This window comes from Bradyrhizobium sp. (assembly GCF_036735945.1).
GTDB lineage: Bacteria > Pseudomonadota > Alphaproteobacteria > Rhizobiales > Xanthobacteraceae > Bradyrhizobium.
Genome location: NZ_DAINNI010000076.1, coordinates 1 through 22,339, shown reverse-complemented (window position 1 = coordinate 22,339; position 22,339 = coordinate 1). Strand labels below are relative to the sequence as shown.

Genomic DNA, 22,339 nt, shown 5'->3' with positions numbered 1-22,339 from the left:
GCGCCGGGCGCCGTGACCTGCGCCTGAAGATCGAGATCGGAGCGCGTCGCGAGCATGAGGGTCGGACGTTCATCCTCGGGGCCACCGAAGCGGCGAACCTCGACGATGCCGCCATTGGCCGGAGCGCGTTCAAGGGCGTCGATGTTGCGAAAGCGGACATGATGCGCGCGCCCGTCGACGCCATCGATGACGGCATAGGCTTCACCGCGCAGCTCGTCATGCAGCCCGCGATCGACCAGACGACCGATGATCGGAGCTTCGACTGCGTCGCCGTCGATCACGAAATCGGAAAAGCCGCGATCCTGGTCGCGCCCGGCGAAGGCGCGGTGCATGGTCTTGATGATGTCGCCGCGGATAGCGAGATCGCGCAGCGTGCGTTCGGCTCCAAGTCCGACCGTCCACTGGCCGGGCTCACTCTCGAACGCGAGGTCCATCTTCTCGAGATGCTGGAGGCGGCCGACCATGAGGCGGCGCAGTTCGGGATCTGAGGGACCGCGCTGATCGGGGCGCAGATCGATGAAGCCGGTCTCATTGGCGGCGCGTTGAATCTCGCCATCGATGCGGGTCCAGCGCTCGGCGGTGATTTCCTTTTCCAGCGCGTTGCGAATCTCATGCTCGGGCTTCGGGCCGAGTTCGATGTCGACCAGGTCCATGGCGCGGGAGCGCAGGCCCCGGCTGATATAGTCGCGCGAGATGACGAGATCGGCGCCAGTCTCGTCGACGCCGCGCACCAGAAGATGGACATGGGGATTGTCGGTGTTCCAGTGATCGACGGCGATCCAGTCGAGGCGCGTGGCGAGATCGGCTTCCATCTGCCGGGCGAGGTCGCGGGTGAACGCTTTGAGGTCGGTCATCTCGGCCGCGTCCTCGGGCGAGACGATGAACCGGAAATGATGCCGGTCGTCCTTGCATCGCTCGGCGAAGGCCAGATCATCGGCGCGATCAGTCCCGGCGTCGAACATGACGCCTTTATCTCCGTCGCGGCTCACGCCCTCGCGCTTGAGGTAGCCGACATGGCTGGTCAGCGGCGCCGAGCGATACGCCTTGCCCTGATGGCGGGCGATGCGCGCCTTGACGACGACGCGGCGCTGCGGGGAGAAGATACGGGAGCGGCCGAAGACGTTGCGGCCACGCCCGAAGGTCGAGTGGCCGAGGCGCCGGCCAGCTTTGCCCGCCAGCGCTCCACTGGGCATATGGCCGGCGCGCTGCGCGGCGGCGAGCACCTGATTGACGTAGCTCTTTGTCCTCGGCGCGCGCGTCGAACGGATGCGGCCCGGCTTGATGCGGAAGTCGCTGTCGCGCTCGCTCATGTCGGCGCTCCGATCAGCGCGCAAATCGCCCCGTGCATATCGAAGCGTTGAAAACGCTCGCAAAATCCGGGCAGCATGCCCGCGACCGACCGCCATGCCCACGGAAACACAAGCCATACCAATGGCTTGTGTTGATCCGGGCATGGGCTTTTACCTTGCCCTCTTTCGGTCGTTTTGCCTGCCTCCACCCTCCCTGCACGCCATGACACGCGGGAACCCGAGACCATGCGACAGATGCCGGACAGGCTCATGGCGTGGTCCTGTCGCCCGAGCGCGCGACGAACAGGTCGCTCAATCGTGGAACGATAGCGGAGAGATCACGTGCCGGGGCTGCGTTCGGAGCGGTGACGGATGAACGTTCAGCCGGAATGGAATCGACAGCCGATCTGCGATCCGGCTGCGTGATGAACAGCGGCGAGCGGGTCCAGGCGAGCGGATCGACAGGCGCCATTACTGCCCCGCCGGAGCCGATGGCCGACGCGACAGTGGCGACATAGGCGCGGGTTTCCGCCGGTAGCGGACGGCCGCTCAACGCCTCGTCGTAGCGACCGGGACCGGCATTATAGGCCGCGATCCAGCCCGGCGATCCATAGCGGTCGAGCAGCTCGCGGATATAGCCGCTACTCGCGATGATATTGTCACGCACGTTATAGGGATCGGCGCCGAGACGATGGCGAGCGCGTAGCTCCGCCCATGTCGCAGGCATGATCTGCATCAGCCCCATCGCGCCCTTCGACGAGATGGCGCGCGGATCGCCAGCGCTTTCCGTGCGCATGACGGCGCGAATCCAAACGGCCGGCAAGCGGAAGCGCGTCGCGGCCTCAGTGATATGGGTGGCATAGGGATCGCTGGCCAAGGCCGATGTGACGGCTAAGCTCTGCGCCATCGTGATCGCCGGCATGACGTTCGCGACGGCAAGGCCGGAAAGGAGAAGAAGAGCCATGCGCCGGGCTGCGCGATGCAGCCCGGACACATTCAGATGGCTCCTCAGTGAACGGCGAGCAGGCATCGCTCAATCCTTCTCGCCGCGATCGCGTTGACGCGACCAGTGCAACGACCAGGTGCTGCCGGCATCGTCGTCACGGAACAGGTTGGCGCGGATCGGCTGCGCCAACCCCGGATCGTCGATCACCAGCGCGATATATTCGCCGGCCTTCTCGCCGGTGCGGTTCCAGCCCGCGCCGATCTCCGGGCCGATGTCCCGGGCGCCTGGATCGTGGTCATGGACGCGGTAGTCCGGCGCATTCTCCGCATCCGACGGATCGGCCGGAACGATGACGATGTCGTGGAAAAGCGTGAATGTCTCGATGCGCCCGATGATGCGGGATTCCTCGCGCGTGAACTGTCCGATTTGCGGCATGATGGTCTCCATGCGGTGGTGTTAGGAAAGCCATCGGCGAGCACCGCTCCCGCCGAAGGAAAGGCGGTCAGCGCGTCGGGGCGCGCCATTGAAAGCGACCGTCGCCGTCCTCGTCGGTCCACAGCGGGACGGCGCGGCCGATGATCTGGTCGGTGGAGGTCAGGCCGAAATAGCGGCCGTCGAGACTGTCGTTGACCTGCCAGTTCATGAGAAAGACTTCGCCGGTCGCGATGCGGCGGCAGCCCTGCCAGACTGGAAGATCGCGGCCAGCGCGATCGCGGTCGCGCGCCACGCCGACATTGACGCCATCGACGGTAATGGCGAGGTTCGAGCGGCAAACCGTCTGCCCTGACACGGCGAGGATACGCTTCAGCAGCGGCACGCCCTTCGGCAGATAGCCGCGTTCGGCGAGGAAGGTGGCGAGTGGTTCCGGTGCATCGACGGCGACCAGATCGGTAACTTCGAACGGTCCCTCGAAGGCGATCGAGTAGAAGCCGATCGGCGCGCTGGCCGATGCGTTCCAGATCAGCTTGATCGGCATCGGCGTGAGGCCGGGATAGCCGACGCCCATCGCCGCAAGCGCGGTCGTGACAATCAAGCCAAAGCGCGTCATGGCTCGACCTTTCGGCGCAGCAGGTAGGCGCGATGCTGGTCTGGCGTGTAGGCGCGAGGTTCCTGGCCGGCGGTCATTCGGTTGTGAACATGCCGCCAGTGGTCGGGCGAGACCGCTGCGGGATCGATGCCGAGACGCTCGATCGCGTCGATCGCCTGCAGCACGCGCTCGACTTGTCGCCAGCCTTCGAGCTTGAGCAGGATGTCGCCGCCGGGACGAACGAAGGGCAGCGTCTGGAACGGCTCGCCGCGGCGCACCGCGCGCACGATGTCGATGCGCGAGATGATCGTGCCGTACTCGCCCGCCGCCCAGCGGACGAAGGCGAAGATGCTGTTCGGCGCGAAGCCGACGATACTGCGGCGACGGTCGAGGATCTGTTCGTAATTCTTGCGGCCGAACCTGATCCAGTGCTCGATCTTCTGTTTCTGGAAGGTCAGTTCGACCAATGTCGTGAACGGCGCAGGCCCGTCCGGCAGCGGACGGCTATGCGCGCGATGGACCGCTCTGCCGGTCATGGCTGGTCTCCCGCGATGGGTGGAAATTCGCGCGCGAGCAGTTCGCGCAGCATGTCCGCAACGGTGATCCCGCGCCGAAAGGCCGCGACCTTGATGCGACCGCGCAGCTCAGGCGTGATGTCGATGGTCAGGCGGGCGGTGAACGCATTGTCGGCAGCAATGCCGGTCGGTTGCGGCTCAGTCGCTCTGATCCATTTTTCGGGATTGCCCGGCCGGGACACAAACCGGCGTTTGTCGGCGCGCTCCGTCATGCCGCGCCTCCACCATGGAACAGCAGCAGGGCTGCGATGCGCGCGCGGGCGCGCTCAGCCATGACGGCATCGATCTCGCAGCCGAGACAACGACGGCCGCTGAGCCGGCAGGCTTCACCGGCCGCGCCGGAACCGGCGAACCAATCGTCGACCAGGCCGCCTGCGGGGCAGCTCGTGCGGATCAGAATTTCGAGAAGCGCTGACGGTTTCTCGGTCGGATGGATCGCGCGACCATGACAATTGCGCACGTAGATGACGGAGCGCATGAGCCTTGGCCCGCCGTCATAACTGAGATAGTGGCCGGCATCGATCTGGCCGGTATGCGGCGGACGTTGCTTGCGTCGCGCGGTGCGCGCCGTCGCATCGGGCGTCGTCTGCACATCATTGTAGATGTCGCGCCACGGCGTCTCAGTTGGATAGAACTGGACGGCCAACTCATGCACGCGCTTGAAGCGATCGGCATGGAAGCTGGAGCCGTTCTGTTTCTCCCAGACGATTTCCTGGGCGATGCGCAAGCCGGCGTCGGCGAAGCGGTTGGCGGTCGCCATGAAGCATCGCAGCGAGCCAAACACCCACAACGTGCCGGTCGGGTGCAGCGCCTCGCGAGCGCGCGTGATCCAGCCTTCGACCCGCCGGTCCCAGGCGAGCGACGTATCGCCATAGGGCGGATTGGCGAGGATCAGATCGAACGGGCCGTGCGCCGGCATAAGGTCGCGGCAATCGCCGGTGAGGATCGTCATGATGCGATCCTCCCGATGCGAAGTTGCTCGATCTCGCTGGCGAGCGCGGCGATCTCGCGCGCGGCGGGACCGTCGTCATCGATCTCGAAGGCGAGCCGGCCCGACTGCGCGGCGTCGGCGTAGATGACGCGCTGCCCGATCGCCGTGCGCAGCACCGGCGGATCGTGATCGGCCAGCGTCTCGGCCGTCTCGCGAGCGATGACAGTGCGCGCGCCGCAACGGTTGAGGACAAACCGCGCGGCAAGGCCGGGGCGATAAATGCGAGCTTCGTTCAGAAGCGCGAGCATCTCCGCCGAGGCCCAACCGTCGAGCGGAGACGGCTGCACCGGGATCAGCACGAGATCGGCTGCGAGCAGCGCCGAACGCATGAGGCCGGCGACACGCGGCGGACCGTCGATCACGACATGATCGACGTCGCGCGCCAACTCGGGCGCCTCACGATGAAGGGTGTCGCGCGCCAGGCCCACGACACCGAACAGACGCGGCGAGCGTTCACGGGCGCGTTGTTGCGACCAGTCGAGAGCCGAGCCCTGCGGGTCCGCGTCGATCAGCGTGACCCGCTTCCCCTTGCCGGCCCATTCGCCTGCGAGATGCAGCGCGAGTGTCGTCTTGCCGACACCACCTTTTTGATTGAGGAGCGCCACGATCATGGCGCGCCTCCGACCGTGAACCGGCAGAGCCAGTTCACGATTAAAGGAAAACGAGTCTCCGATTTAAGGAGCAAAACAGCGGCGGATTGCCAGCCGTTTCCAGCCTTTGCGCCATCGTTGCGGAGGTTATCCGCAGGCGTGCAAAAGTGCGGGGGCGTTAGAAAGATTCCGAAGGAATCTAGGTTAGAGAAGTTACGGCCGTCGCAAGCCTTTGAATCTCGGCGATGAATCGTCGATTCCGGTCCCCGATAGCACGAGGATCGGGTCCCTGATGGCACGATAGGGGCGGTCCCCGATAGCACGAGTGAATTCACAGCTTGTCCCCAAAGCGCGTTGACGGCTTCCGTCGCGGGCGCGGCGGGGTGAAAAAGGTTGGATCGGTTGCGACGAAGGTGAGCAGTTCGGGACCACCCACCTGCTGTGTGATGGCGAGCCGGTAGCCAGGCAGGGGCTGGCGGCGGATGATGTCGCGCAGGTCGTAGGCGAAATGCTTCAGCGGCGAGAGGCTGCCGGATTTCCGGTGCAGGTGGGCGAAGTCGAAGCTCCAGCCGAAGGACTGGCGGCCGCCGTGTTTACGCACGACGCGGTAGAGCCAGCGTTCGAGCCCGCCGGTCAGATCGAAATAGGCGCGGTCGATGGTGAGAACGAGCGCGTCATCGAGAACGGCGCGATAGAACCAGTCCGGCAGGATCAGCTCGACGCCGACAGGGCGACCGTCGCGATCGGTTCGCTCCTGCCACTCGTTGATCCACGAGAAGCGATGCCGACGGCCTTCCGCCGGTTGGCGGATCGAGGTCGCGACGGTGGTGGATTGGAGCCGGTCGAGCGCGGCCTTCAGGCGCTGGTAATCGCGCAGCGATACACCGCGGCCGACGAAGGTGAGAATCTCATAGGGCGTCGTCGCCATGAGCCGGGAAGTGCGCAAGCCCGCGTCGCGCGCCTCAACGATCTGGCTCGCGGCCCAGATCAGGATGTCGGCATCCCAGATGGTCGCCATGCCGTGATCGGGCACGGCCTCGACACGGATGGTCACATCGCCTGCCTTGAAATCGATGGGTGCGATGCGTTTCGACTTGGCGAGGGAGAAGAACGGATAGGCCATGAGATCCTGCGCGTCTCGTGGCGCGAAATCGCCGGGGAGCGCCCGGAACAGATTGAGCTGTCCGCGCTCCGAAGAGGACTGATGCCGCGCCGCCATTCGGGAAATCGTGCGCCGTCAGCGTGCGTATCGTCCTGCGCGCGCCGGCGACGTCGGCGACTGGCGCTTGGCGGGAAGAACCGATCCGCGGGGATCGGAGGTCGAGGTGACGGCGCCGCGATCGGCCCAGGCTTCGAGATCGTCGATGGCATAGACGACGCGGCCGCCGAGCTTTCGGTAGGCCGGGCCGGTTCCGTAGGTCCGGTGCTTTTCCAGTGTCCGGGCGGACAGGCCGAGGAATTCGGCGGCTTCCTTGGTGCGCAGAAAGCGCGGCGGGAGAACGGCGAGTTCGGGTCGCATGGATCGGCCTTTCGTGGTGTTCACGTGAGCCGCTGGAAATCAGCGGCGGGCGAAGACCACGATGGCGAAGCGAAACAGGTGAGATGGAGTGGGATTTTAGGGGGACCTGAAATCCCACATCACGTCCGCCGAGTCCCCCGGGGCGGGTGGACAGCAAAGACGTGTTCGCGGCGGATGGGAGGAATTTTGTGAGAAGCGTTTCGCTGTCGGCCTTGTACGTCAGCGGTTCGCGAGAAGCGGGCAACGCATCCGCAGGAGTCCTACGATCATGCAACGGCGACGTTGTGACTTCATTGTTGATCGTTTTCGGTTCGCCTGGTTCGCGAACCCTGGGATCGCCGGTGGCGCAGCAGCGTTCGATAGCCTCCAGCAGCCATCGCGTGGGCATCGCGAAGCAAAGCCATGACGGTATGGCGAACCGAGGATATCTGCCAGTCATCCCGCTTCATCCGCGGAAGACGGAAGATGATCCGGGCGATCTCCTGTTGGGTGGCGCCATCCCGGAACCCGTCGAACGCTTGCAGCATATGGCGCATCCGTCTGCGTTTCTGCCGCGTGAGGCGCGTGTCCGGCGGCACAGCGCGGCCGTAGAGCGATGCAAGAAGGCGGTAAATGGACTCTACCCGATCAAATCCTTCCAGACCGATCGGAACCATGGCAACCAAAGGAACCGCAGGCGAATGGCCGGCGGGCAGGATGAGCTGGAGGTGCTGATTCTTGCTCAGCTCGTAGAGGAGGAGCGTTTCGCCACCCTGTTCGATCGATTGAGCGATATCGAATGCGGCTCGTACATCGCGATCCAAAGAGAAGATCGGAGGAGCCGCCGCCAGCACGACTGTGCTGGTGTCGGCATGCGGAAGCCAGAACACCTGCGCCTTGGGAGGAGCTTGCTGCGGATCAAGCGGGAAATCGCAGTCCCCAACGCTGCCGAATCCTGTCGGTCAGCGATTGAGGATTTTCCTTGTTGCGCGAGTACGCATCGAAATCATGATCATACGTTTCGTTGCGACGGAGCCATTCCCAAGCGATGTCAGAGGCAGCAAGCCCGTCAACGTGGAGGTAGAGCGCCGAGGAGCGCCATCCTGAAGCGTCCGGTACCATGGTCAGTCCTTCCTCCGTCAATTTGCGGAGGAGCCAGCATTCCCGGAACGATTGTGATGCTGAAGCCGCGAAGTTTGGCGGGGGCGATGCCGCAGCGGCATCGCGTGGATCAGTGACACTGACTTTCGCGCACCAACTCGCGATAACCGTGCTCGGTCATCCAACGGGCACGCGCAAGGTGAGTGTCGTGGATCCGACGACAGCGATGCGGATTGCTTTGTGGATCGAGGCCGAACAGGATTTGAACGGCTTCCTGCCAATCGGCGCCGTCACGCGCCGCATCGAGTAGCCGCAAATAGAGAACCATATGCTCGCGGTCATAGCTGGTGAGCCGCCGACTTATCGGCGGCTCATCCAGGAACGCGAATGTCGATGGTTCCGTCATCGCCGGACATTGGCATGGTTACGATATTTTAACCATCGCCCGGTGCGTGCATCTTGGAATGATGGTGCATGGCCCGATGGCGCGGAACGACTATCGATGGGCCTGGCGGTTAGACGTGTCATGATGCAGCAGAACCCCTTGCCCTTTGTCGGTGGAGAGCAGAACGATCCCTGCCGCTTCAAAGGCCCTGCGCACCTGATCGCGCGTCGTTTCGTAAACCTCGAGGTCGCTTTCGGATTCGAGGCGTTTCAACGCGGTCAGCGATATGCGGGCCTTGTCAGCGAGCGTCTCCTGCGTCCAACCCAGCAACGCGCGTGCGGCCCGCGATTGTCGGGAAGTGATCATGCATGATCACCTCCCACCGACGCGAACGCACCTGCCAGAACTACGACTATAATAGTCGTTCTTGGCGCCTCCATCCAGCCGAAAGTCACCTCGAAGCGCTGCGACGAGAGTAGTCGGCCGACGACTGATTCGGTCGTGCCGCCATGCCGAAGGCGGGGCCGAAGCCCCATCCGGCTCAGGCGAACGGATCGATCTCGCCGACGATGGTGTCGGCATCCCCATCATATTCGGCGGCGGGCATGACGCTCATGGTGCCGTCGCCGGCGCGGTAGATGATGATCGTGACCATCAGGGTGGCGGCGAGGCTGAAGGCGAAGGCGTGAGCGTCTGCGAGGGACATTTTCGTAGCTCCTGTCTGGAGGCGGGGACCATCCCCGCTCGACAGGCGCCCGAGGTGTTTCGGTCGCGGCCGGGGTCATCAGAGAGGCAAAGCCGACCTGACCGCACGCTTCGCGTAGCGGACCCCATGAGGGTTGACCCCACGAGGCCGGGATTGAAACCAGGGTCAGCCTCAAAGAACGGGGATGGTGCCCGCCGACCGGAGCGGAAATCCTCGCGTTGGGCGCTGCCGTGGCCCTGCCTTCACCCTGACGTTGCGACGCCGTCGAGATGGGGCGCCGCTGCATGTCCGCAGCCGAAATGGTGGGAATGGAGTCGGGCGCGGTTTTTCGCCTGAGCCGGATGGGACTTCGGCGCCCATGGCCAGAAAGGGAAGCGCGTGGCAGCCGCGATCCGACGCGAACATGGAAAAGCCCGGCGGCTTTCGCCGCCGGGCTTTCCGGTATCCCGCCCGTTAGAACGGGATCTCGTCGTCATCGACGGTATTGCCGTCGTCGTTCTGGGTCTGCTTCGCCCGGCTCAGGAAGTCCACCGTCTCGGCGATGATCTCGCAGCCGTAGCGATCAACGCCCTGCTGGTCGGTCCATTTCGTGTAGTGGATGCGGCCGCGCACCAGAACCTTCATCCCCTTTTCGCAATGTTGCTGGATCGTCTTGCCGAGGCCGTTGAAGGCGGTGATACGATGCCATTCGGTGTCCTGGACCCGGTAGCCGTTCACGTCCCGGATGACCCTGCCTTCCGAGTAGCGGGGACGCGAGGTGGCGAGTGTGAAGTGGGTGATGTCGGTGCCGCCGTTGGTGGTGCGGGTTTCAGGGGCCTGACCGATGTTGCCGGCGAGAATGACGATGTTCTGCATGGTAAGTCTCCGTTGCTTCCCGGAGGGACCATTCCCTCCGACGAGACCCGGCCAAGGCCGTCGGGAGACTCCTGCACTGGCGCTTTCGGCGCCAGCTTGACCCCTAAGGCCCGAAGTGGTGCGGGCAGGCGCGTAGCGCCAACACGGTTCGGAGCCGCGGGGGTTGCTGGTGGAAACAGAACGGACTTAGGGGATCAGTCAGTCGGAGGAATTGGCGCCTCTCGAAAGCCGGGAGACGACACGCAGCCAAACCATCGGCCTTGCTGGCAAAGGCGCCCGATCAGGCCCATCCGCCACGCGGACACACCATTCAGAACCCTCTTAGCCTCCTCATGCGTCGTTGCAGGAAAGGCAGGTTGGGACGAGATCGGTAAAGCTATCGGGTTTCGGGCGCATGGCGCTGCCCCACCGTATCAGCGCGAAGAGGAGATGCATGCGGATCTGCATGGGGCGGGATGAAGGTGTTCACGACTATCTCCGCACTAATATAGGACAGGCCACCCCGGGGGGCGGTGATCGCTACGGCTGCGGGATTCGCTGTCAGACGACGCTTTTCGAAACGGGCGATGCGGATCGAACGTGCGGGCGAACGCGTCCCTGACACGGTCGTTCTTGTTCTGAACGGGATATCGGAAGCCAGCGGCGAAAGCCTTCGGGGTGTCTCGTGGGAGCGCAGGATCGCGGCCGTTGCCTCAGCGCGTAAGGACGGCCGTTCCGACCGCGTAGAGATTAATCATCGCCGCGATGCCGATGAATAGACCGCCAGCGCCGCACAGCAGATTGAGGACGAGACCTCCGTCGATCATGTGCTTGGCGATGCCGTGGACAACCGTGGTGCCGGCGATCACGGCGGGAATGGCGAAGATCGCCAGCGCGACAAGACGCAGAGCCGGATTTTTCGCGAAACCGACGACGGCGATGACCAACGCGATCGAGCCGAGCGCGGCGCTGATGGCGGCAAGGCCGGAGATGAGAGAACTTGCATCCGCCGCATAGGCATATTGAAACGCGGTCAAACCGGCCGCGAAGGGCAAGGCGTAGATCGCGAGGTTATAGGCGAGCACGCAAAACGCGATCGTCAGGGAGATGGCGAGCAGAATCAGCGTCATGAAAGCCTCCGTGCAAACGGTTGAGGATCACGACAGGCTGCCGGGAGATACGCTCCGCCTGCGACTATGCTGCTTCGCCGGTTCTGCAAGAATGCTGATGTATTCTGAACGAGAGCGTTTTTCTCGTAAAGACAATTATTGCTGCCGCGAGGCGGCGGCGCGTTATGCGCCGCCATCGAACTTCATGACGGGGATACCGAGTTTCCGGGCCTTGTCGGCGAGGTTTTCCTGAATCCCGGTGCCGGGGAAGACGAGGACGCCGACCGGCAGAACATCGAGCATCGCGTCGTTGCGCTTGAACGGGGCGGCCTTGCCGTGTTTGGTCCAGTCAGGCCTGAAGGCGATCTGTGGCACCTTGCGGTTGTCGGCCCATTTGGCGGCAATGAGTTCGGCGCCCTTCGGGCTTCCACCGTGCAGCAGCACCATGCCCGGATGCTTGGCGTGGACCTGATCGAGCCTGGCCCAGATCAGGCGGTGATCGTTGAAATCGAGACCGCCGGTGAAGGCAACCTTCGGGCCGGGAGGCAGGAGCACCTCGGCCTCGGTGCGACGCTTCGCGGCGAGGAAATCGCGGCTGTCGATCATCGCGGCGGTGAGGTTGCGATGGTTGACCATCGAGCCGGTGCGCGGCCGCCAGATCGAGTGGGTGTTGCGCTCGAAGTGCTCGGCGGCCTGGTCGCGCATCAGTTCGAAGGCGTTGCGCCGTTCGAGAAGGGTCTGGCCCTGTGCCGTCAGGCGTTCGAGTTCGACAGACTTGACCTCCGAGCCATCCTGTTCGCGCTGGAGGCGCCGCTGGGCGATCTCGTTGTCGTCGAGTTCGCGTTCGATCCGGTCGGTGGCGCGATGGAAGAGGTTGACCGTGCCCCAGAGCAATTCTTCCAGATCTGGTTCGAGGCGGGTGTCGGAGAGCGCCACCACGAGGGCGTCGAAGATGTCGGCGATGCTGCCGGCGATGACGCGGCCTTCCGGAAGCGGTCGCGGGTCGGGTTCGTCTTCGAAGGGACGGTAGCCGTAGAGCTGGAGTTCCTGAAGCAGGTGATCGGTCGGAGAGGAATCGTGGTGCGGCTCGTATGCGGTGTCGTGTCCATCGGTCATGGCGACTTTCCTTCGCGGTGTGGCCGCGCCCATCGCGGCCTTCATGGCGACGAAGGCGACGGGCGGGCCGGACCTGCACCCGCAGCAAAGCGAAGGGCCGGAACACTGTGGAGGATGCTGGAGGCCGGCGATTTTGCCTCGCGATGCAAAGCGCCCCACGGGGGCGCGGCGGAAAATCGTCGGCCGCAGGCATTGCCTGTCCGGCCCGGCTGACGCCCGATCGCCCTCTCAGAAGGCCGTGGGTGTGGCCTCTCGACCCCGGAGGTCTCGCGCCATGATCGCAGCCTGTCACGCACCGCCCTGCCGCACCTTCCCTTGCCAGTCGATCAGACCGCCAGGGACATGAAGCGGGCGACGTCCTCCGAGGCGACCTGTAGACGCAGATGGGCCGCAAGGGCGTCGAAGCCGAGCAGCCGGAGATCCTCGTTGAAGTCCCCGAGCCGTGGCGTGAGCACGACCGCCTCGATCCCGACGGCGCTGGCGCGCTCGATCAGCACGGTCATCGCCCTGTCACCGGCCGGATCGTTGTCGCGCGCGACGTAGAGCCGCCGCAGCGTCCGCGGGAACAGAATGGCCGAGAGGTGCGCGGCCGAGAGCGCCGCCATCGACGGCATCTGCGTCAGGACCGATCGGACAGACAATGTCGTCTCGATGCCTTCGCCGGCCGCCATTACCTCGCCGCCCACGCCGAAGCGCACGGCCTGCCCGAGGAGATCGCCCATCGCACGCCGCGGCGTCTCGATCGGGGCACGGCCGAGATTGGCCTCGCTGAATCCGCCGGGGTCGAGCCAGGTGCGATGCGCGCCGGTCAACTTGCCGGAAAGGTCGGTGACGGCAGCGATCATCGCGGGCCAGGTCTCGGTCGGGCTATGCTCGTCCGGCCGATAGTAGCAGCGCGGATGGAAGCGAAGCGCGCCGGTTTCGTGCAAAGTCGTAATGCCGCGTTTGCGCAAAACCGCTTCGACGAGGGTTCCGCCGATCGGCTGCGACATGGCAAAGAGCCGCCGCGCCGCTTCGGGTGAGCCGGCGCTGATGGACTGTCTGCCGGCCAGCATCCTGGTCCTTTCCGGTTCAGGATGCGGGAGCGCGAGGAATCGGCGCGCTTCCTTGGCCACATCCTTGAAGTCGACAAGGCCACAACTTTCGCGAATCACGTCGAGCAGATCGCCATGCTCGCCCGACGCCGCGGCATCGGTCCATTTGCCGGCCGGACCTTTCGGCGAATCCTTCAACCGCACGAACATCGAGCGGCCCGGCGTGTTGCGCACATCCCCGACCTGCCAGTAATTGCCCTGACGGCGTCCGGCAGACAGATAGTGACGGCACACCGCCTCGGCCTGCCGGCCAAGACGGTGTGCAAGTTCTGCGGCATTGTGACGGGGCATCAAGCCGCCTCGCGCTCGCCGATGCGCTCGACCGGCCAGCGGCCCAGCACGCGCTCGAGCACCGCCGGGCCGGATGTGTCGGTCGGCACGAACATACGCAGCTTCCACGCGATGATTTCGTGGAAGAGGCCAAAGGCCGAGAGCCGTTCGCGCATCGTGTCGGTGAAGCCGGACAGCTCGATGCGGTTGGCGCCCATGACACGGCAGCGGCGAAGCTGGAGGCCCTCGGCGAGATCGAGGATCGTGCGACCCTCCATCAGCGCCATGAACGCGGCGTCCGGCGTCAGCGAGGAGGCGCCGGTCGTAGTCGCGTTCGCCGCCCAGGCCGGCGAGACCTTGCGGCCGACGATCCGCTCACCCTCATCGGTCTGAAGCCGATAGACGCGAGTGGATTCGTTCGGCAGCCGCTTCCAGATCGGCAGTAGCAGGCCGGTGACGACATGGATCGTGCTGTCGGCAAATTCCGGCACCTCGGCGACCTCCGTGGTCCAGGCTGCGGCGAAGGCATTCCGATCGGCGTCGAGCCAATGGGTCTCACCCATCATCTTCACCGGAACATTATGCGCCTCCATCGGCCGGATCAGCTGGACGCGCCGCTCGATCTCGCCGTCGTCGAGCATGATGCTCGTCGTCGGAATCTGCACGGCAGCGCGTCCCGACCGCTCGTTGACGAGCAGCTTCGCTTGGCGGTCATCGAGATGGCCGAGCGCATCATCGAGCGTCACCGGACGATTGCGCTCGCGCTGCGTGATTGTGAGCAGCCGGGTTTCCGCGCCGGTGCCTGGATGGGTGTAGATGATCTGGCGATCGGTGACGGTGAAGCGTTCCGCTGTCAGCGTCTCCAACCCGACATCATAGGCGCCGCTGGCGATGGCGCCCTCGATCTTCGCGTTCAGCAGTTGCTCGAACGCAGTGAACAGGATGCCTTGAAGCTCGATGGTGAGCGCGAGCAGCCGATTGAGGAAGGTGATGATCGGCGGCAGCTCATCCTTGATGCCGGTCGAATCCATCAGCTTCAGGCCAGTGGCGGACTCAAAGCGGTCGAGCGAACAGCCCTCGACCTTGCCGCGCACCAGGAGGAGATAGAGCTGGCGCAGCGCATCGCGGGCATAGGCGCTTTCCAGATTGTCCTCCGGCCGGAACAGGCCCTGGCCGCCGGTCTGGCGCTGGCCGCGCGTGATCGCGCCCAGCGTGTCGAGGCGACGGGCAATGGTCGAGAGGAAGCGCTTCTCGGCCTTCACGTCGGTCGCGATCGGTCGGAACAGCGGCGGCTGCGCCTGATTGGTGCGGTGCGTCCGGCCGAGCCCCTGAATGGCGGCGTCGGCCTTCCATCCCGGTTCGAGCAGATAGTGGACGCGCAGCCGCGTGTTCCGCGCTGACAGCTCGGCATGATAGCTGCGGCCGGTCCCGCCCGCGTCGGAGAAGATCAGGACACGCTTCGCGTCGTCCATGAACGCCTGCGTCTCCGCGAGATTCGCGGAGGCGGCGCGATTTTCGACGGCGAGACGGTCGCCCTTACGGACGATACGCCGTGAACGGCCCGTCACCTCCGCTACCATATCGGTACCGAAATGCTGGACGATCTGGTCGAGCGCGCCGGGAACAGGTGGCAGACTGGCGAGCTTGGCGATCAACTCGTCGCGGCGCGCGACAGCCTCGCGGCTTTCGACAGGCTGACCATCTCGGGTGACGGGCCGTGATGACAGGTTGCCCTCGCTGTCCGTGAAGGGCTCGTAGAGCTGCACCGGAAAGCTCGTCTCCAAATACGATAAAACGTATTCGCGCGGCGTGATGTCCATGCGAACGTCGTTCCATTCCTCGGTAGGCAGGTCGGCCAGGCGGCGTTCCATCAGCGCCTCGCCGGTCGAGACGATCTGGATGACGGCGGAATGGCCTTCATCGAGATCACGGCTGATCGAGTGGATCAGCGTCGGCGTCTTCATGCTCGTGAGCAGGTGGCCGAAGAAGCGTTGCTTGGCGCTCTCGAAGGCCGAACGCGCGGCGGATTTGGCCTGCCGGTTCAAGGTGCCGGACGCGCCGGTGATGTTGGCCGCCTCCATCGCCGCGTCGAGATTGTTATGGATGATGGCGAACGCGCCGGCATAAGCGTCATAGATGCGCGTTTGCTCCGGCGTCAGCGCATGCTCGACCAGCTCATATTCGACGCCGTCGAAGGAGAGCGAACGGGCGGTGTAGAGACCGAGCGCGCGCAGGTCGCGGGCCAGCACCTCCATCGCCGCGACGCCGCCGGCTTCGATCGCCTCCACGAACTCGGCGCGGGTGCCGAACGGAAAATCCTCGCCGCCCCAGAGTCCGAGCCGCTGGGCGTAGGCGAGATTGTGGACCGTGGTGGCGCCGGTCGCGGAGACATAGACGATGCGGGCGTTCGACAGGGCATGCTGGAGCCGCAGACCCGCGCGTCCCTGTTGCGAGGCAGCGACATCGCCGCGTTCCCCCTTGCCGCCACCGGCATTCTGCATCGCGTGCGCCTCGTCGAAAATAATCGCCCCATCGAAGTCGGAGCCCAACCATTCGACGATTTGTTTGACGCGCGAAAGCTTCTCGCCGCGGTCGTCGAACCGTAGCGTGGCGTAGGTTGTAAATAGGACGCCTTCCGGCAGCGTGATCGGGCGCCCTTGCGGGAAACGCGAGAGCGGTGTGATCAGCAGACGTTCCATGCTCAGCGACGACCAGTCGCGCTGTGCATCCTCGATCAGCTTGTCAGACTTGCTGATCCAAACAGCCTTGCGGCGGCCCTGGAGCCAGTTGTCGAGGATGATGGCGGCGGACTGGCGGCCTTTGCCGACGCCGGTGCCGTCACCGATCATGAAGCCACGCCGAAAGCGCACGACGTTCGCCGCATCTTCACGCGCGGCGCTGACGACATCGAAGGTGGCATCCACCGTCCATGATCCAGCGAGGTAATCGGCATGCGCCTCGCCGGCATAGATCACGGTCTCCAACTGTGCGTCGGACAGCAGATCGTGGACGTTAGCCGGGAGGTGCGGCCGATAGGCCGGCTTCGGCGGTGCGACGCTGGCCATCGCAGCCGATTGCACGAGCTTGGTCGGATGCGCCTGAGATCCGGAAATTCGGATCGCTTGCAATCCGTATTCTTCATAGATGGCGTCGGAGAGACGGCCCGCTTCGCCGGCCTGCCAGTCGAGCGTCTCATAGGCGAGCGGCAAGCCCTCCGGTTCGGCCATGGGTGCGGCCGGGGCGGAGCTGGCGGTGCGATTGAGATAGCCGCGCACGCTGCGAGGCGCGGCCGTGGTGATCACGGGAATGACGACTGACGGATCGACAGGAAGCCGCGCGGACAGTTGCTCGTCAAGCCATCCCATAAGCGTGGCGACGTCCGGCGCGACGCTTGGAGAAGGCGGGAACACGGCCGGATCGTCGGCCGGCAGTTTGTCGATGATGGTCAGACGCGTATTGATGGTCGTGCCATGCTTGGCATAGACCGCGCCGTCGATCGCGGCGGAAAACACGACGCGGCCGCGCTCCTGCAAACGGGCGAAGGCAGAGGCCCAAGCCGGATTGTCGGGCGCGAAGCTCGCGCCGGTGATCGCCACAAGACGGCCGCCGGAAGCGAGGCGCGCGAGCGCCGAGGCGACATGGCGAAACGCGGCGTCTGCAACTCGGCCCTCGACATTCGCCATGACCGAGAACGGCGGATTCATCAGCACGACGCTCGGTACGATCGCGGGATCGAGGTGATCGTCGATCTGGGCCGCGTCGAAGCGGGTGACAGGAATGGCCGGAAAAAGGGAGGAGAGTAGCGCGGCACGCATCTCAGTCAGTTCGTTGAGAACGAGCGTGCCGCCAGCGGTCTCGGCGAGAATGGCGAGGAGGCCAGTGCCGGCGGATGGTTCCAGCACCCGGTCGGCTGGCGTGATGGCGGCGGCATGAGCCGCGGCCAGGCCGAGCGGGATTGGCGTTGAGAACTGCTGGAAGCTCTGGCTTTCGGAAGAACGCCGCGTATGCGTCGGCAGAAGGCTGGCGATCTTCGTCAGCGGGACAAGCCGTGCAGCCGGAGAACCGGATTTGCGGAAAAGCGCCTTTCCGTATTTGCGCAGGAACAGGACGGTCGCCGCCTCGCAGGCGTCATATGCCGTCTTCCAGTCCCAGGCGCCGCTTGTGTCGGACGCGCCGAATGCGTTTTCCATCGCCGCGCGCAAGGTCGCGGCGTCAACACGCTCGCCGCGTTCGAGATGAGGCAATAGCAGGCCCGCCGCCGCGAAGATTGCTGCGGACGACTCCTGACCGGAGGCAAGCGGAAGGTTTCCGGCAGCAGGCGCCGCCGATACGGACATCATGTTCATGGGAAAAGCCTTGAGGAGAGCAGGACAGGATCGAGCCGCGCAGCGCTCTCTCTCGACCGCAGCGGCTCAAACTCGTCCCGGCCTCACTCTGCCTCTCACTCGGGCTGGCCGTGGCCACATGAAAAAAAGCGCCCCGGCCAGATGGCGGGGCGCTTCAACGGATCAGGTCAAGAAAGGGTCAGCGATCAGGATGGACGAAACCATCCGCATTATCGGGATCGGGCGGCAGATAAGCATCGTAGGGATTGCCGTCGGCGAGATGGCCGAAGGGCGTGAAGACGTAGTCGCCGTTGTCACGCCCCACGGCGCAGATGACGTAGCGGGGATTGCCCGTCCGCGCGTCGAGGCATTCCATCAGCGCGAGATTGCCGTCCGCTGCCGCGCGCAGCAGTGTCTGGAAATTGGTGCTGGCGTGCGCGGGAATGCTCATATCCGCTCTCCATTGCTGGAGAGCGTTTCGGCGAGCCAACCATCGGTGTAGGTCGACGCGATCGTCTCGCCCGTCGCGAGGTCGAGGACGTGCGCGCCCCCGCCGAACCCATCGAGCCGTGGGCGCGAACAGGTGTTGGCGTATTGGAAGCCCCAACGGCCCGTCAGCCCGAATTCGGCGGCGCAGATCTTCACGAACTGGATCAGCCGCTCGGGATCGCCAGTGGCGTCATCGCGCATCCAGAGTTGGCTGCCGCCATGTTCGGGCTGGATCGACAGAAGGAAGCCTTCTGAAGGCGGCTCCTCCGATACGCCGTCCTCCGACAGGCTGTTGTAGAGGTCGAGCGCGCGGGCTGCATTGTCGGGCGTGCCGACATCGAGCAGACACGAGAAATGTGTGAAATAATCGGCCATGACAAGCTCCTGGAACGAAAACGCCCGGCACGATGGCCGGGCTGATTTGGGTGAATGGCGGTGATCAGGCCGCCGTCGGATCGAGGGCGGCTTGCGGTGGAGGGCTTGGGTCGGGCTCAGGCGGCGCCGCGAAGGGATCGACCAGCTTGTGAATGGGCTGGGCGCGACCCATCCAGGGCTGAGGCCGGATGCAGCGTACCCAATCGGCAAAGCTCGGGATGAAGCCGAGATCCTCCAGCACATGCTGCTCGCCGATCAGCCGGACCGGCACGACGCGACCGGTCGAGATGGTGATGGCAGCGCCGAAGGTCCGCTCCAGCTCGAATATGCCCTGCGCATGGTGGCGCAGCGCGCGGTGCCGGAAGTCCGCCGTGATTTCCTTCGACTCGTCGAACCATTGGTGCAGCGGCAGATAGTCTTCCGCTGTGCCACCCCATTTGCGCGCCGAGGACAGCGCGTGGTGATAGCAATGCCCCATCGCGGCCTCCTCAAAAGCTGTGCGTGTAGTTTTCGGACGCAGTGTAACGCTCGTTGTAGTCGAGCGTGATCGAGTAGTCCGCGACGTCGAAGATGATAGCGCCATAGGCGCCGTCGTTGTTCTCCCAGCCGCCGTGCGTACGTTCGAGAGCGTCATAGGTCAGGCTTTCGACGGCAGTGGCGACGGTGACGGAAGATCGCTCCGGCTCAGGCTGGCCCCAGACCGTTGTTGCAAACTCGATCATGGCGTTGGGCATGGTGATGTCGTCGTCGCCGGCCTTGGCCTGGACATCCTCGATCTGGCCGGAATCGCCATAGCCATCGAACGTGATGACGATCTTTGTGACGCCCGCGCGTTCCAAGGCGCTGAACAATGTCACCTTGTTGGTCTGGAAAATCTCTACCTCAAGTTGGATTCGCAAGGCGGACAGCATTTCCCACTCCGAGAGCGGCGGGATGGGTTTTGCATCGGTATCGGAAGTTTCGGACATGACGGCCTCCTGACACGAAAGCGCCCGGCGCGTTGGCCGGGCTGAGGAACGGATTGGGAAGGACAGCGCGAGACGACTGAAGCCGCCCCGCGCCGATGCGCTATTCGGCGGCGACAACGTGCAGAACTTCGTCCTCGTCGTCGGAGGGTTCGTCATCGTCGGCGAGGAAGGCTGGCAGCGCCTCGTCGCCTTCGCCGTTCGTCGCCGGCTCGTCCTGCTCGACCAGGCGCAGCGGTTCGGGCAGCCAGCCGCTATCGGCGAGCAGACGTTCGGCCTCCTTCGCCATGTCGCCTTTCTTCAGATGGTCGATGAGTTGAGCGGCGCGTTCGCCCGCACCTTCGCGCACCGCGGCGAGGATGCGCGGCTTCGTTACGCGGCCGAGATAGTTCTCAACGGTCGGGCGGAAACCCACCTCCACCATGTCGAGGCCCGTCGCGCGCGCCAGCCGATCCGCCTCGGCCATGCGGCGGTCGAGGCCCGATTGCGAGACGCCGCTGCCGCTATAGGGATTGAGCCGCTCATAGAGCGCGTTGACGCCATAGCTGACGCAATGGGCGAGCAGCGCCAGGCGACTGGCATCGTCGAGAGTGGCGAGCCAATCCCACAACGCATCCTCGTCCACAGGCAGATCCGCCGTCCAATCCTCGTGCCGTTGGGCGATAGACTTGGCATAGGATGTCTCGCCAAGATCCTTGCCCTGTTCGCGGAAGAAGACGTGATTGACCGACGCCTGCAAACTCGCGCCGGACGTGCCGGTGCGCTGGAAGGTGTCGCGCACCAGCTTGTGCAGCAGCGCCGTCAGCGCGACCTGCGGATTGGCGCCGACCGCATCGCGAAGCGCGAGCGTGCGGTGCGCAGTCAGCTCGGTGACAAGCCGTTCGGGCAGCGGCTTGATGACATCTTCCTCGTCATCCTCCTCTGGCTCGGCCGACTGGCCGCCGATCGTGATGATGGCGCGTTGGACGCTGCCGTTGTTTTCGGCGTCGGCGGGATCAGTGACGCCATCGACCTCATGGCCCTCGGCGTCGATCGGCGCCTCGTCCTCCGGCCGGACATAGCCACGACGAACGACAAGCTCGCCTTCGCGATCGACGCTGACGAACACGCCGGCGCGCACGATCTCAGCTGGATCGTAGATAGCCGGGCGTTGCTCGAATGCTTCGAGCGCAGCTTCGATTTCGTCCATGCGCTGGTCGATCTCGTCGGGCAGTTCGTCGGCTTCGGAATATTCCGCCTCGAGCCGGTCGTACTCCTCGCGCAGCGCCTCGCGAGCGGCGCGCTCGTCGTCGGTGAGATCGACGGGGGTACCGGTCAGGGCACGAAGACCATGATCATGGCCGTAAGGCAGGTCGGTATCGACGCTGATCCACTTCCAGCCTTCGGCCGCGATCTCGTCGGCGTTCGCTTTCAGCTTGTCAGAGACTAATCGGTCGAGCAGCGCCGGCTCCTGAAGCCAGCCACCGTCATCGGCCTCGAACAGATCGCGAAGGATTTCGCCACCCGCCGCCTGATAGGCTTCGACACCGACGAACTGCGCCCGCTTGTCGGAGGCGGGAATGGAAGTTTCGGTGAGGAGCTGGCGAATGTGCCAGGGTTGGCGGTTATAGGAATGCTGGATCGACTCCCAGACCTGTTCCTGCCGGACAGGATCGGGGTTGACGGTGAATGCCATCAGCATCTCCAGCGTCATGCCATCCTCGGCATAAATGTCGCACAGCACAGGCGAGACGGCCGCGAGGCGCAGGCGCTGCTTCACGATCTGGACGGTGGTGAAGAAGGCGGCGGCGATCTCCTCCTCGGTCATGCCCTTGGTCCGCATGTCGAGGAACGCGCGGAACTGATCAAGAGGATGGAGCGCGACGCGCTGCGTGTTTTCAGCCAGGCTGTCGTCCGCGGCGAGGATCGACGTCGCTGGATCACGCACGACGCAGGGCACCGGCGAGGTCTTGGTCAGGCGCTTCTGCTTCACCAGCAGCGCGAGCGCCTGGTAGCGCCGGCCGCCGGCGGGCACCTCGAACATGCCGGTCTCGCTGCCATCGGCATCGAGGACGGGGCGGACATTGAGGCTCTGGAGGAGCGTGCCGCGGCGGGCAATGTCCTCGGCCAATTCCTCGACCGAGACGCCGGACTTCACGCGCCGGACGTTGGACTGGCTGAGGACCAGCTTGTTGAAGGGGATATCGCGCGAGGGCGAGAGGGTGAGTTTCTGAACGGCAGGTGCCATCGTGGTTGTCTCCGCGACGGGCGCCGAGAGCCTCTCTCTCGACCCTGAACCCGTCACGAAGCGAAGCGCCGCCCTCTTCCTCTAAAGAGAGCAGCGCCACGGATACGGAACAGTGGAAAGCCGGAAATCCGCATTGCCGCTTTTCCGATTTTCAGGGGATCAGGCCGCCTCCCGCTCATCGTCGGTCATGCCGAGATTGGTGTCCGGTGCGAAGCCAAGCAGCCAATCGGCAGCCTTGCTTGCCTGCGAGGCCGCGCGGACGATGGCGCGATTGTCTTCGCGCAGCACGTCCAGCCAGGAGCCGATATAGTCGGCATGACGGACGGTGGGCACGATGCCGAGCGAGGCGCAGCAGAAGGCAGCGCTGATTTCGGCGATCAGCTCCTCGAATGCGTATTTCTTGGTGCCGAACGAGCCGGTCAGATCA

At 64.6% G+C, this 22,339-nt stretch carries 26 protein-coding genes; all 26 read right to left on the bottom strand.

Annotated elements, in window-relative coordinates; all coding sequences use genetic code 11:
* Positions 1-1,310 (bottom strand): relaxase/mobilization nuclease domain-containing protein (locus tag V7E26_RS20885; protein ID WP_324419724.1); only part of this gene is annotated, 1,310 nt, incomplete at its 3' end.
* Between the two features lie 247 nt (positions 1,311-1,557).
* Entirely contained in the window at positions 1,558-2,253 is a 696-nt protein-coding gene (locus V7E26_RS20880; RefSeq protein WP_324419722.1) for a lytic transglycosylase domain-containing protein, read from the bottom strand.
* Between the two features lie 69 nt (positions 2,254-2,322).
* On the bottom strand, positions 2,323-2,670 hold the full coding sequence (locus tag V7E26_RS20875) for a DUF736 domain-containing protein (protein ID WP_324419720.1): 348 nt from the start codon (positions 2,668-2,670) through the stop codon (positions 2,323-2,325).
* A gap of 67 nt (positions 2,671-2,737) precedes the next feature.
* Positions 2,738-3,283, bottom strand: a complete 546-nt coding sequence (locus tag V7E26_RS20870) for a S26 family signal peptidase (protein ID WP_324419717.1) — start codon at positions 3,281-3,283, stop codon at positions 2,738-2,740.
* A complete protein-coding gene (locus tag V7E26_RS20865; RefSeq protein WP_324419715.1) occupies positions 3,280-3,798 on the bottom strand; it encodes a DUF2840 domain-containing protein in 519 nt (172 codons plus the stop codon). Before V7E26_RS20865 ends, V7E26_RS20870 begins: the two co-directional genes overlap by 4 nt.
* Positions 3,795-4,049, bottom strand: a complete 255-nt coding sequence (locus tag V7E26_RS20860; protein ID WP_324419713.1) for a hypothetical protein — start codon at positions 4,047-4,049, stop codon at positions 3,795-3,797. The genes V7E26_RS20865 and V7E26_RS20860 overlap by 4 nt, the downstream gene beginning before the upstream one ends.
* Complete coding sequence (locus V7E26_RS20855; RefSeq protein ID WP_324419711.1) at positions 4,046-4,789, bottom strand: DNA-methyltransferase; 744 nt, start codon at positions 4,787-4,789, stop codon at positions 4,046-4,048. The genes V7E26_RS20860 and V7E26_RS20855 overlap by 4 nt, the downstream gene beginning before the upstream one ends.
* Complete coding sequence (parA, locus tag V7E26_RS20850) at positions 4,786-5,439, bottom strand: ParA family partition ATPase (protein ID WP_324419710.1); 654 nt, start codon at positions 5,437-5,439, stop codon at positions 4,786-4,788. The genes V7E26_RS20855 and parA overlap by 4 nt, the downstream gene beginning before the upstream one ends.
* A 310-nt stretch (positions 5,440-5,749) precedes the next feature.
* Positions 5,750-6,637 (bottom strand): replication initiator protein A, encoded by an 888-nt coding sequence (locus tag V7E26_RS20845; RefSeq protein WP_324419708.1) that lies wholly within the window; start codon positions 6,635-6,637, stop codon positions 5,750-5,752.
* Positions 6,638-6,655: 18 nt separating this feature from the next.
* Entirely contained in the window at positions 6,656-6,937 is a 282-nt protein-coding gene (locus V7E26_RS20840) for a helix-turn-helix transcriptional regulator (RefSeq protein ID WP_062314763.1), read from the bottom strand.
* A gap of 290 nt (positions 6,938-7,227) precedes the next feature.
* Positions 7,228-7,806, bottom strand: a complete 579-nt coding sequence (locus V7E26_RS20835) for a DUF2285 domain-containing protein (protein WP_324419704.1) — start codon at positions 7,804-7,806, stop codon at positions 7,228-7,230.
* A 28-nt stretch (positions 7,807-7,834) separates the two neighbouring features.
* Complete coding sequence (locus V7E26_RS20830) at positions 7,835-8,038, bottom strand: transcriptional regulator domain-containing protein (protein ID WP_324419702.1); 204 nt, start codon at positions 8,036-8,038, stop codon at positions 7,835-7,837.
* Between the two features lie 109 nt (positions 8,039-8,147).
* Positions 8,148-8,423 carry a DNA -binding domain-containing protein gene (locus V7E26_RS20825; protein ID WP_324419700.1) on the bottom strand — a complete coding sequence of 92 codons (276 nt, stop codon included), beginning with the start codon at positions 8,421-8,423 and terminating at the stop codon, positions 8,148-8,150.
* Between the two features lie 90 nt (positions 8,424-8,513).
* The gene (locus tag V7E26_RS20820; protein WP_324419698.1) at positions 8,514-8,768 is read right to left on the bottom strand and encodes a helix-turn-helix domain-containing protein; all 255 of its coding nucleotides are present in this window, start codon (positions 8,766-8,768) and stop codon (positions 8,514-8,516) included.
* 175 nt (positions 8,769-8,943) lie between these two features.
* Positions 8,944-9,108 carry a hypothetical protein gene (locus V7E26_RS20815; protein WP_019198980.1) on the bottom strand — a complete coding sequence of 55 codons (165 nt, stop codon included), beginning with the start codon at positions 9,106-9,108 and terminating at the stop codon, positions 8,944-8,946.
* 453 nt (positions 9,109-9,561) lie between these two features.
* Positions 9,562-9,963, bottom strand: coding sequence for a single-stranded DNA-binding protein (locus tag V7E26_RS20810; protein WP_324419693.1), 402 nt, complete (start codon positions 9,961-9,963; stop codon positions 9,562-9,564).
* A 692-nt stretch (positions 9,964-10,655) separates the two neighbouring features.
* The gene (locus V7E26_RS20805; protein WP_324419691.1) at positions 10,656-11,072 is read right to left on the bottom strand and encodes a hypothetical protein; all 417 of its coding nucleotides are present in this window, start codon (positions 11,070-11,072) and stop codon (positions 10,656-10,658) included.
* Positions 11,073-11,234: 162 nt separating this feature from the next.
* Positions 11,235-12,167 (bottom strand): DUF2493 domain-containing protein, encoded by a 933-nt coding sequence (locus V7E26_RS20800; RefSeq protein ID WP_324419689.1) that lies wholly within the window; start codon positions 12,165-12,167, stop codon positions 11,235-11,237.
* A gap of 326 nt (positions 12,168-12,493) precedes the next feature.
* Entirely contained in the window at positions 12,494-13,552 is a 1,059-nt protein-coding gene (locus V7E26_RS20795) for a DUF7146 domain-containing protein (protein ID WP_324419687.1), read from the bottom strand.
* Positions 13,552-17,877 (bottom strand): strawberry notch family protein, encoded by a 4,326-nt coding sequence (locus V7E26_RS20790; protein ID WP_324419685.1) that lies wholly within the window; start codon positions 17,875-17,877, stop codon positions 13,552-13,554. The genes V7E26_RS20795 and V7E26_RS20790 overlap by 1 nt, the downstream gene beginning before the upstream one ends.
* 178 nt (positions 17,878-18,055) lie before the next feature.
* Positions 18,056-18,307, bottom strand: a complete 252-nt coding sequence (locus V7E26_RS20785) for a DUF6117 family protein (protein ID WP_324419683.1) — start codon at positions 18,305-18,307, stop codon at positions 18,056-18,058.
* Positions 18,304-18,720: a hypothetical protein gene (locus V7E26_RS20780; protein ID WP_324419682.1), complete on the bottom strand. Its 417-nt coding sequence runs from the start codon at positions 18,718-18,720 to the stop codon at positions 18,304-18,306. The genes V7E26_RS20785 and V7E26_RS20780 overlap by 4 nt, the downstream gene beginning before the upstream one ends.
* Before the next feature lie 64 nt (positions 18,721-18,784).
* Entirely contained in the window at positions 18,785-19,198 is a 414-nt protein-coding gene (locus V7E26_RS20775) for a DUF6915 family protein (protein WP_298603959.1), read from the bottom strand.
* Between the two features lie 10 nt (positions 19,199-19,208).
* Positions 19,209-19,688: a DUF6878 family protein gene (locus V7E26_RS20770; protein WP_298603961.1), complete on the bottom strand. Its 480-nt coding sequence runs from the start codon at positions 19,686-19,688 to the stop codon at positions 19,209-19,211.
* 100 nt (positions 19,689-19,788) lie between these two features.
* Entirely contained in the window at positions 19,789-21,912 is a 2,124-nt protein-coding gene (locus tag V7E26_RS20765) for a ParB/RepB/Spo0J family partition protein (protein ID WP_324419679.1), read from the bottom strand.
* A gap of 159 nt (positions 21,913-22,071) precedes the next feature.
* Positions 22,072-22,339 (bottom strand): zincin-like metallopeptidase domain-containing protein (locus V7E26_RS20760; RefSeq protein ID WP_324419677.1); only part of this gene is annotated, 268 nt, incomplete at its 5' end.

Bases quoted from the DNA above. Each gene is read 5' to 3' on its own strand.
- V7E26_RS20810 (WP_324419693.1), bottom strand. From the start codon at position 9,963: ATGCAGAACATCGTCATTCTCGCCGGCAACATCGGTCAGGCCCCTGAA.
- V7E26_RS20800 (WP_324419689.1), bottom strand. From the start codon at position 12,167: ATGACCGATGGACACGACACCGCATACGAGCCGCACCACGATTCCTCT.
- V7E26_RS20770 (WP_298603961.1), bottom strand. From the start codon at position 19,688: ATGTCCGAAACTTCCGATACCGATGCAAAACCCATCCCGCCGCTCTCG.
- V7E26_RS20860 (WP_324419713.1), bottom strand. From the start codon at position 4,049: ATGACGGAGCGCGCCGACAAACGCCGGTTTGTGTCCCGGCCGGGCAAT.
- V7E26_RS20815 (WP_019198980.1), bottom strand. From the start codon at position 9,108: ATGTCCCTCGCAGACGCTCACGCCTTCGCCTTCAGCCTCGCCGCCACC.
- parA (WP_324419710.1), bottom strand. From the start codon at position 5,439: ATGATCGTGGCGCTCCTCAATCAAAAAGGTGGTGTCGGCAAGACGACA.
- V7E26_RS20830 (WP_324419702.1), bottom strand. From the start codon at position 8,038: ATGGTACCGGACGCTTCAGGATGGCGCTCCTCGGCGCTCTACCTCCAC.
- V7E26_RS20840 (WP_062314763.1), bottom strand. From the start codon at position 6,937: ATGCGACCCGAACTCGCCGTTCTCCCGCCGCGCTTTCTGCGCACCAAG.
- V7E26_RS20820 (WP_324419698.1), bottom strand. From the start codon at position 8,768: ATGATCACTTCCCGACAATCGCGGGCCGCACGCGCGTTGCTGGGTTGG.
- V7E26_RS20765 (WP_324419679.1), bottom strand. From the start codon at position 21,912: ATGGCACCTGCCGTTCAGAAACTCACCCTCTCGCCCTCGCGCGATATC.
- V7E26_RS20825 (WP_324419700.1), bottom strand. From the start codon at position 8,423: ATGACGGAACCATCGACATTCGCGTTCCTGGATGAGCCGCCGATAAGT.
- V7E26_RS20785 (WP_324419683.1), bottom strand. From the start codon at position 18,307: ATGAGCATTCCCGCGCACGCCAGCACCAATTTCCAGACACTGCTGCGC.
- V7E26_RS20845 (WP_324419708.1), bottom strand. From the start codon at position 6,637: ATGGCGGCGCGGCATCAGTCCTCTTCGGAGCGCGGACAGCTCAATCTG.
- V7E26_RS20870 (WP_324419717.1), bottom strand. From the start codon at position 3,283: ATGACGCGCTTTGGCTTGATTGTCACGACCGCGCTTGCGGCGATGGGC.
- V7E26_RS20875 (WP_324419720.1), bottom strand. From the start codon at position 2,670: ATGCCGCAAATCGGACAGTTCACGCGCGAGGAATCCCGCATCATCGGG.
- V7E26_RS20775 (WP_298603959.1), bottom strand. From the start codon at position 19,198: ATGGGGCATTGCTATCACCACGCGCTGTCCTCGGCGCGCAAATGGGGT.
- V7E26_RS20790 (WP_324419685.1), bottom strand. From the start codon at position 17,877: ATGAACATGATGTCCGTATCGGCGGCGCCTGCTGCCGGAAACCTTCCG.
- V7E26_RS20865 (WP_324419715.1), bottom strand. From the start codon at position 3,798: ATGACCGGCAGAGCGGTCCATCGCGCGCATAGCCGTCCGCTGCCGGAC.
- V7E26_RS20855 (WP_324419711.1), bottom strand. From the start codon at position 4,789: ATGACGATCCTCACCGGCGATTGCCGCGACCTTATGCCGGCGCACGGC.
- V7E26_RS20780 (WP_324419682.1), bottom strand. From the start codon at position 18,720: ATGGCCGATTATTTCACACATTTCTCGTGTCTGCTCGATGTCGGCACG.
- V7E26_RS20805 (WP_324419691.1), bottom strand. From the start codon at position 11,072: ATGACGCTGATTCTGCTCGCCATCTCCCTGACGATCGCGTTTTGCGTG.
- V7E26_RS20880 (WP_324419722.1), bottom strand. From the start codon at position 2,253: ATGGCTCTTCTTCTCCTTTCCGGCCTTGCCGTCGCGAACGTCATGCCG.
- V7E26_RS20795 (WP_324419687.1), bottom strand. From the start codon at position 13,552: ATGCCCCGTCACAATGCCGCAGAACTTGCACACCGTCTTGGCCGGCAG.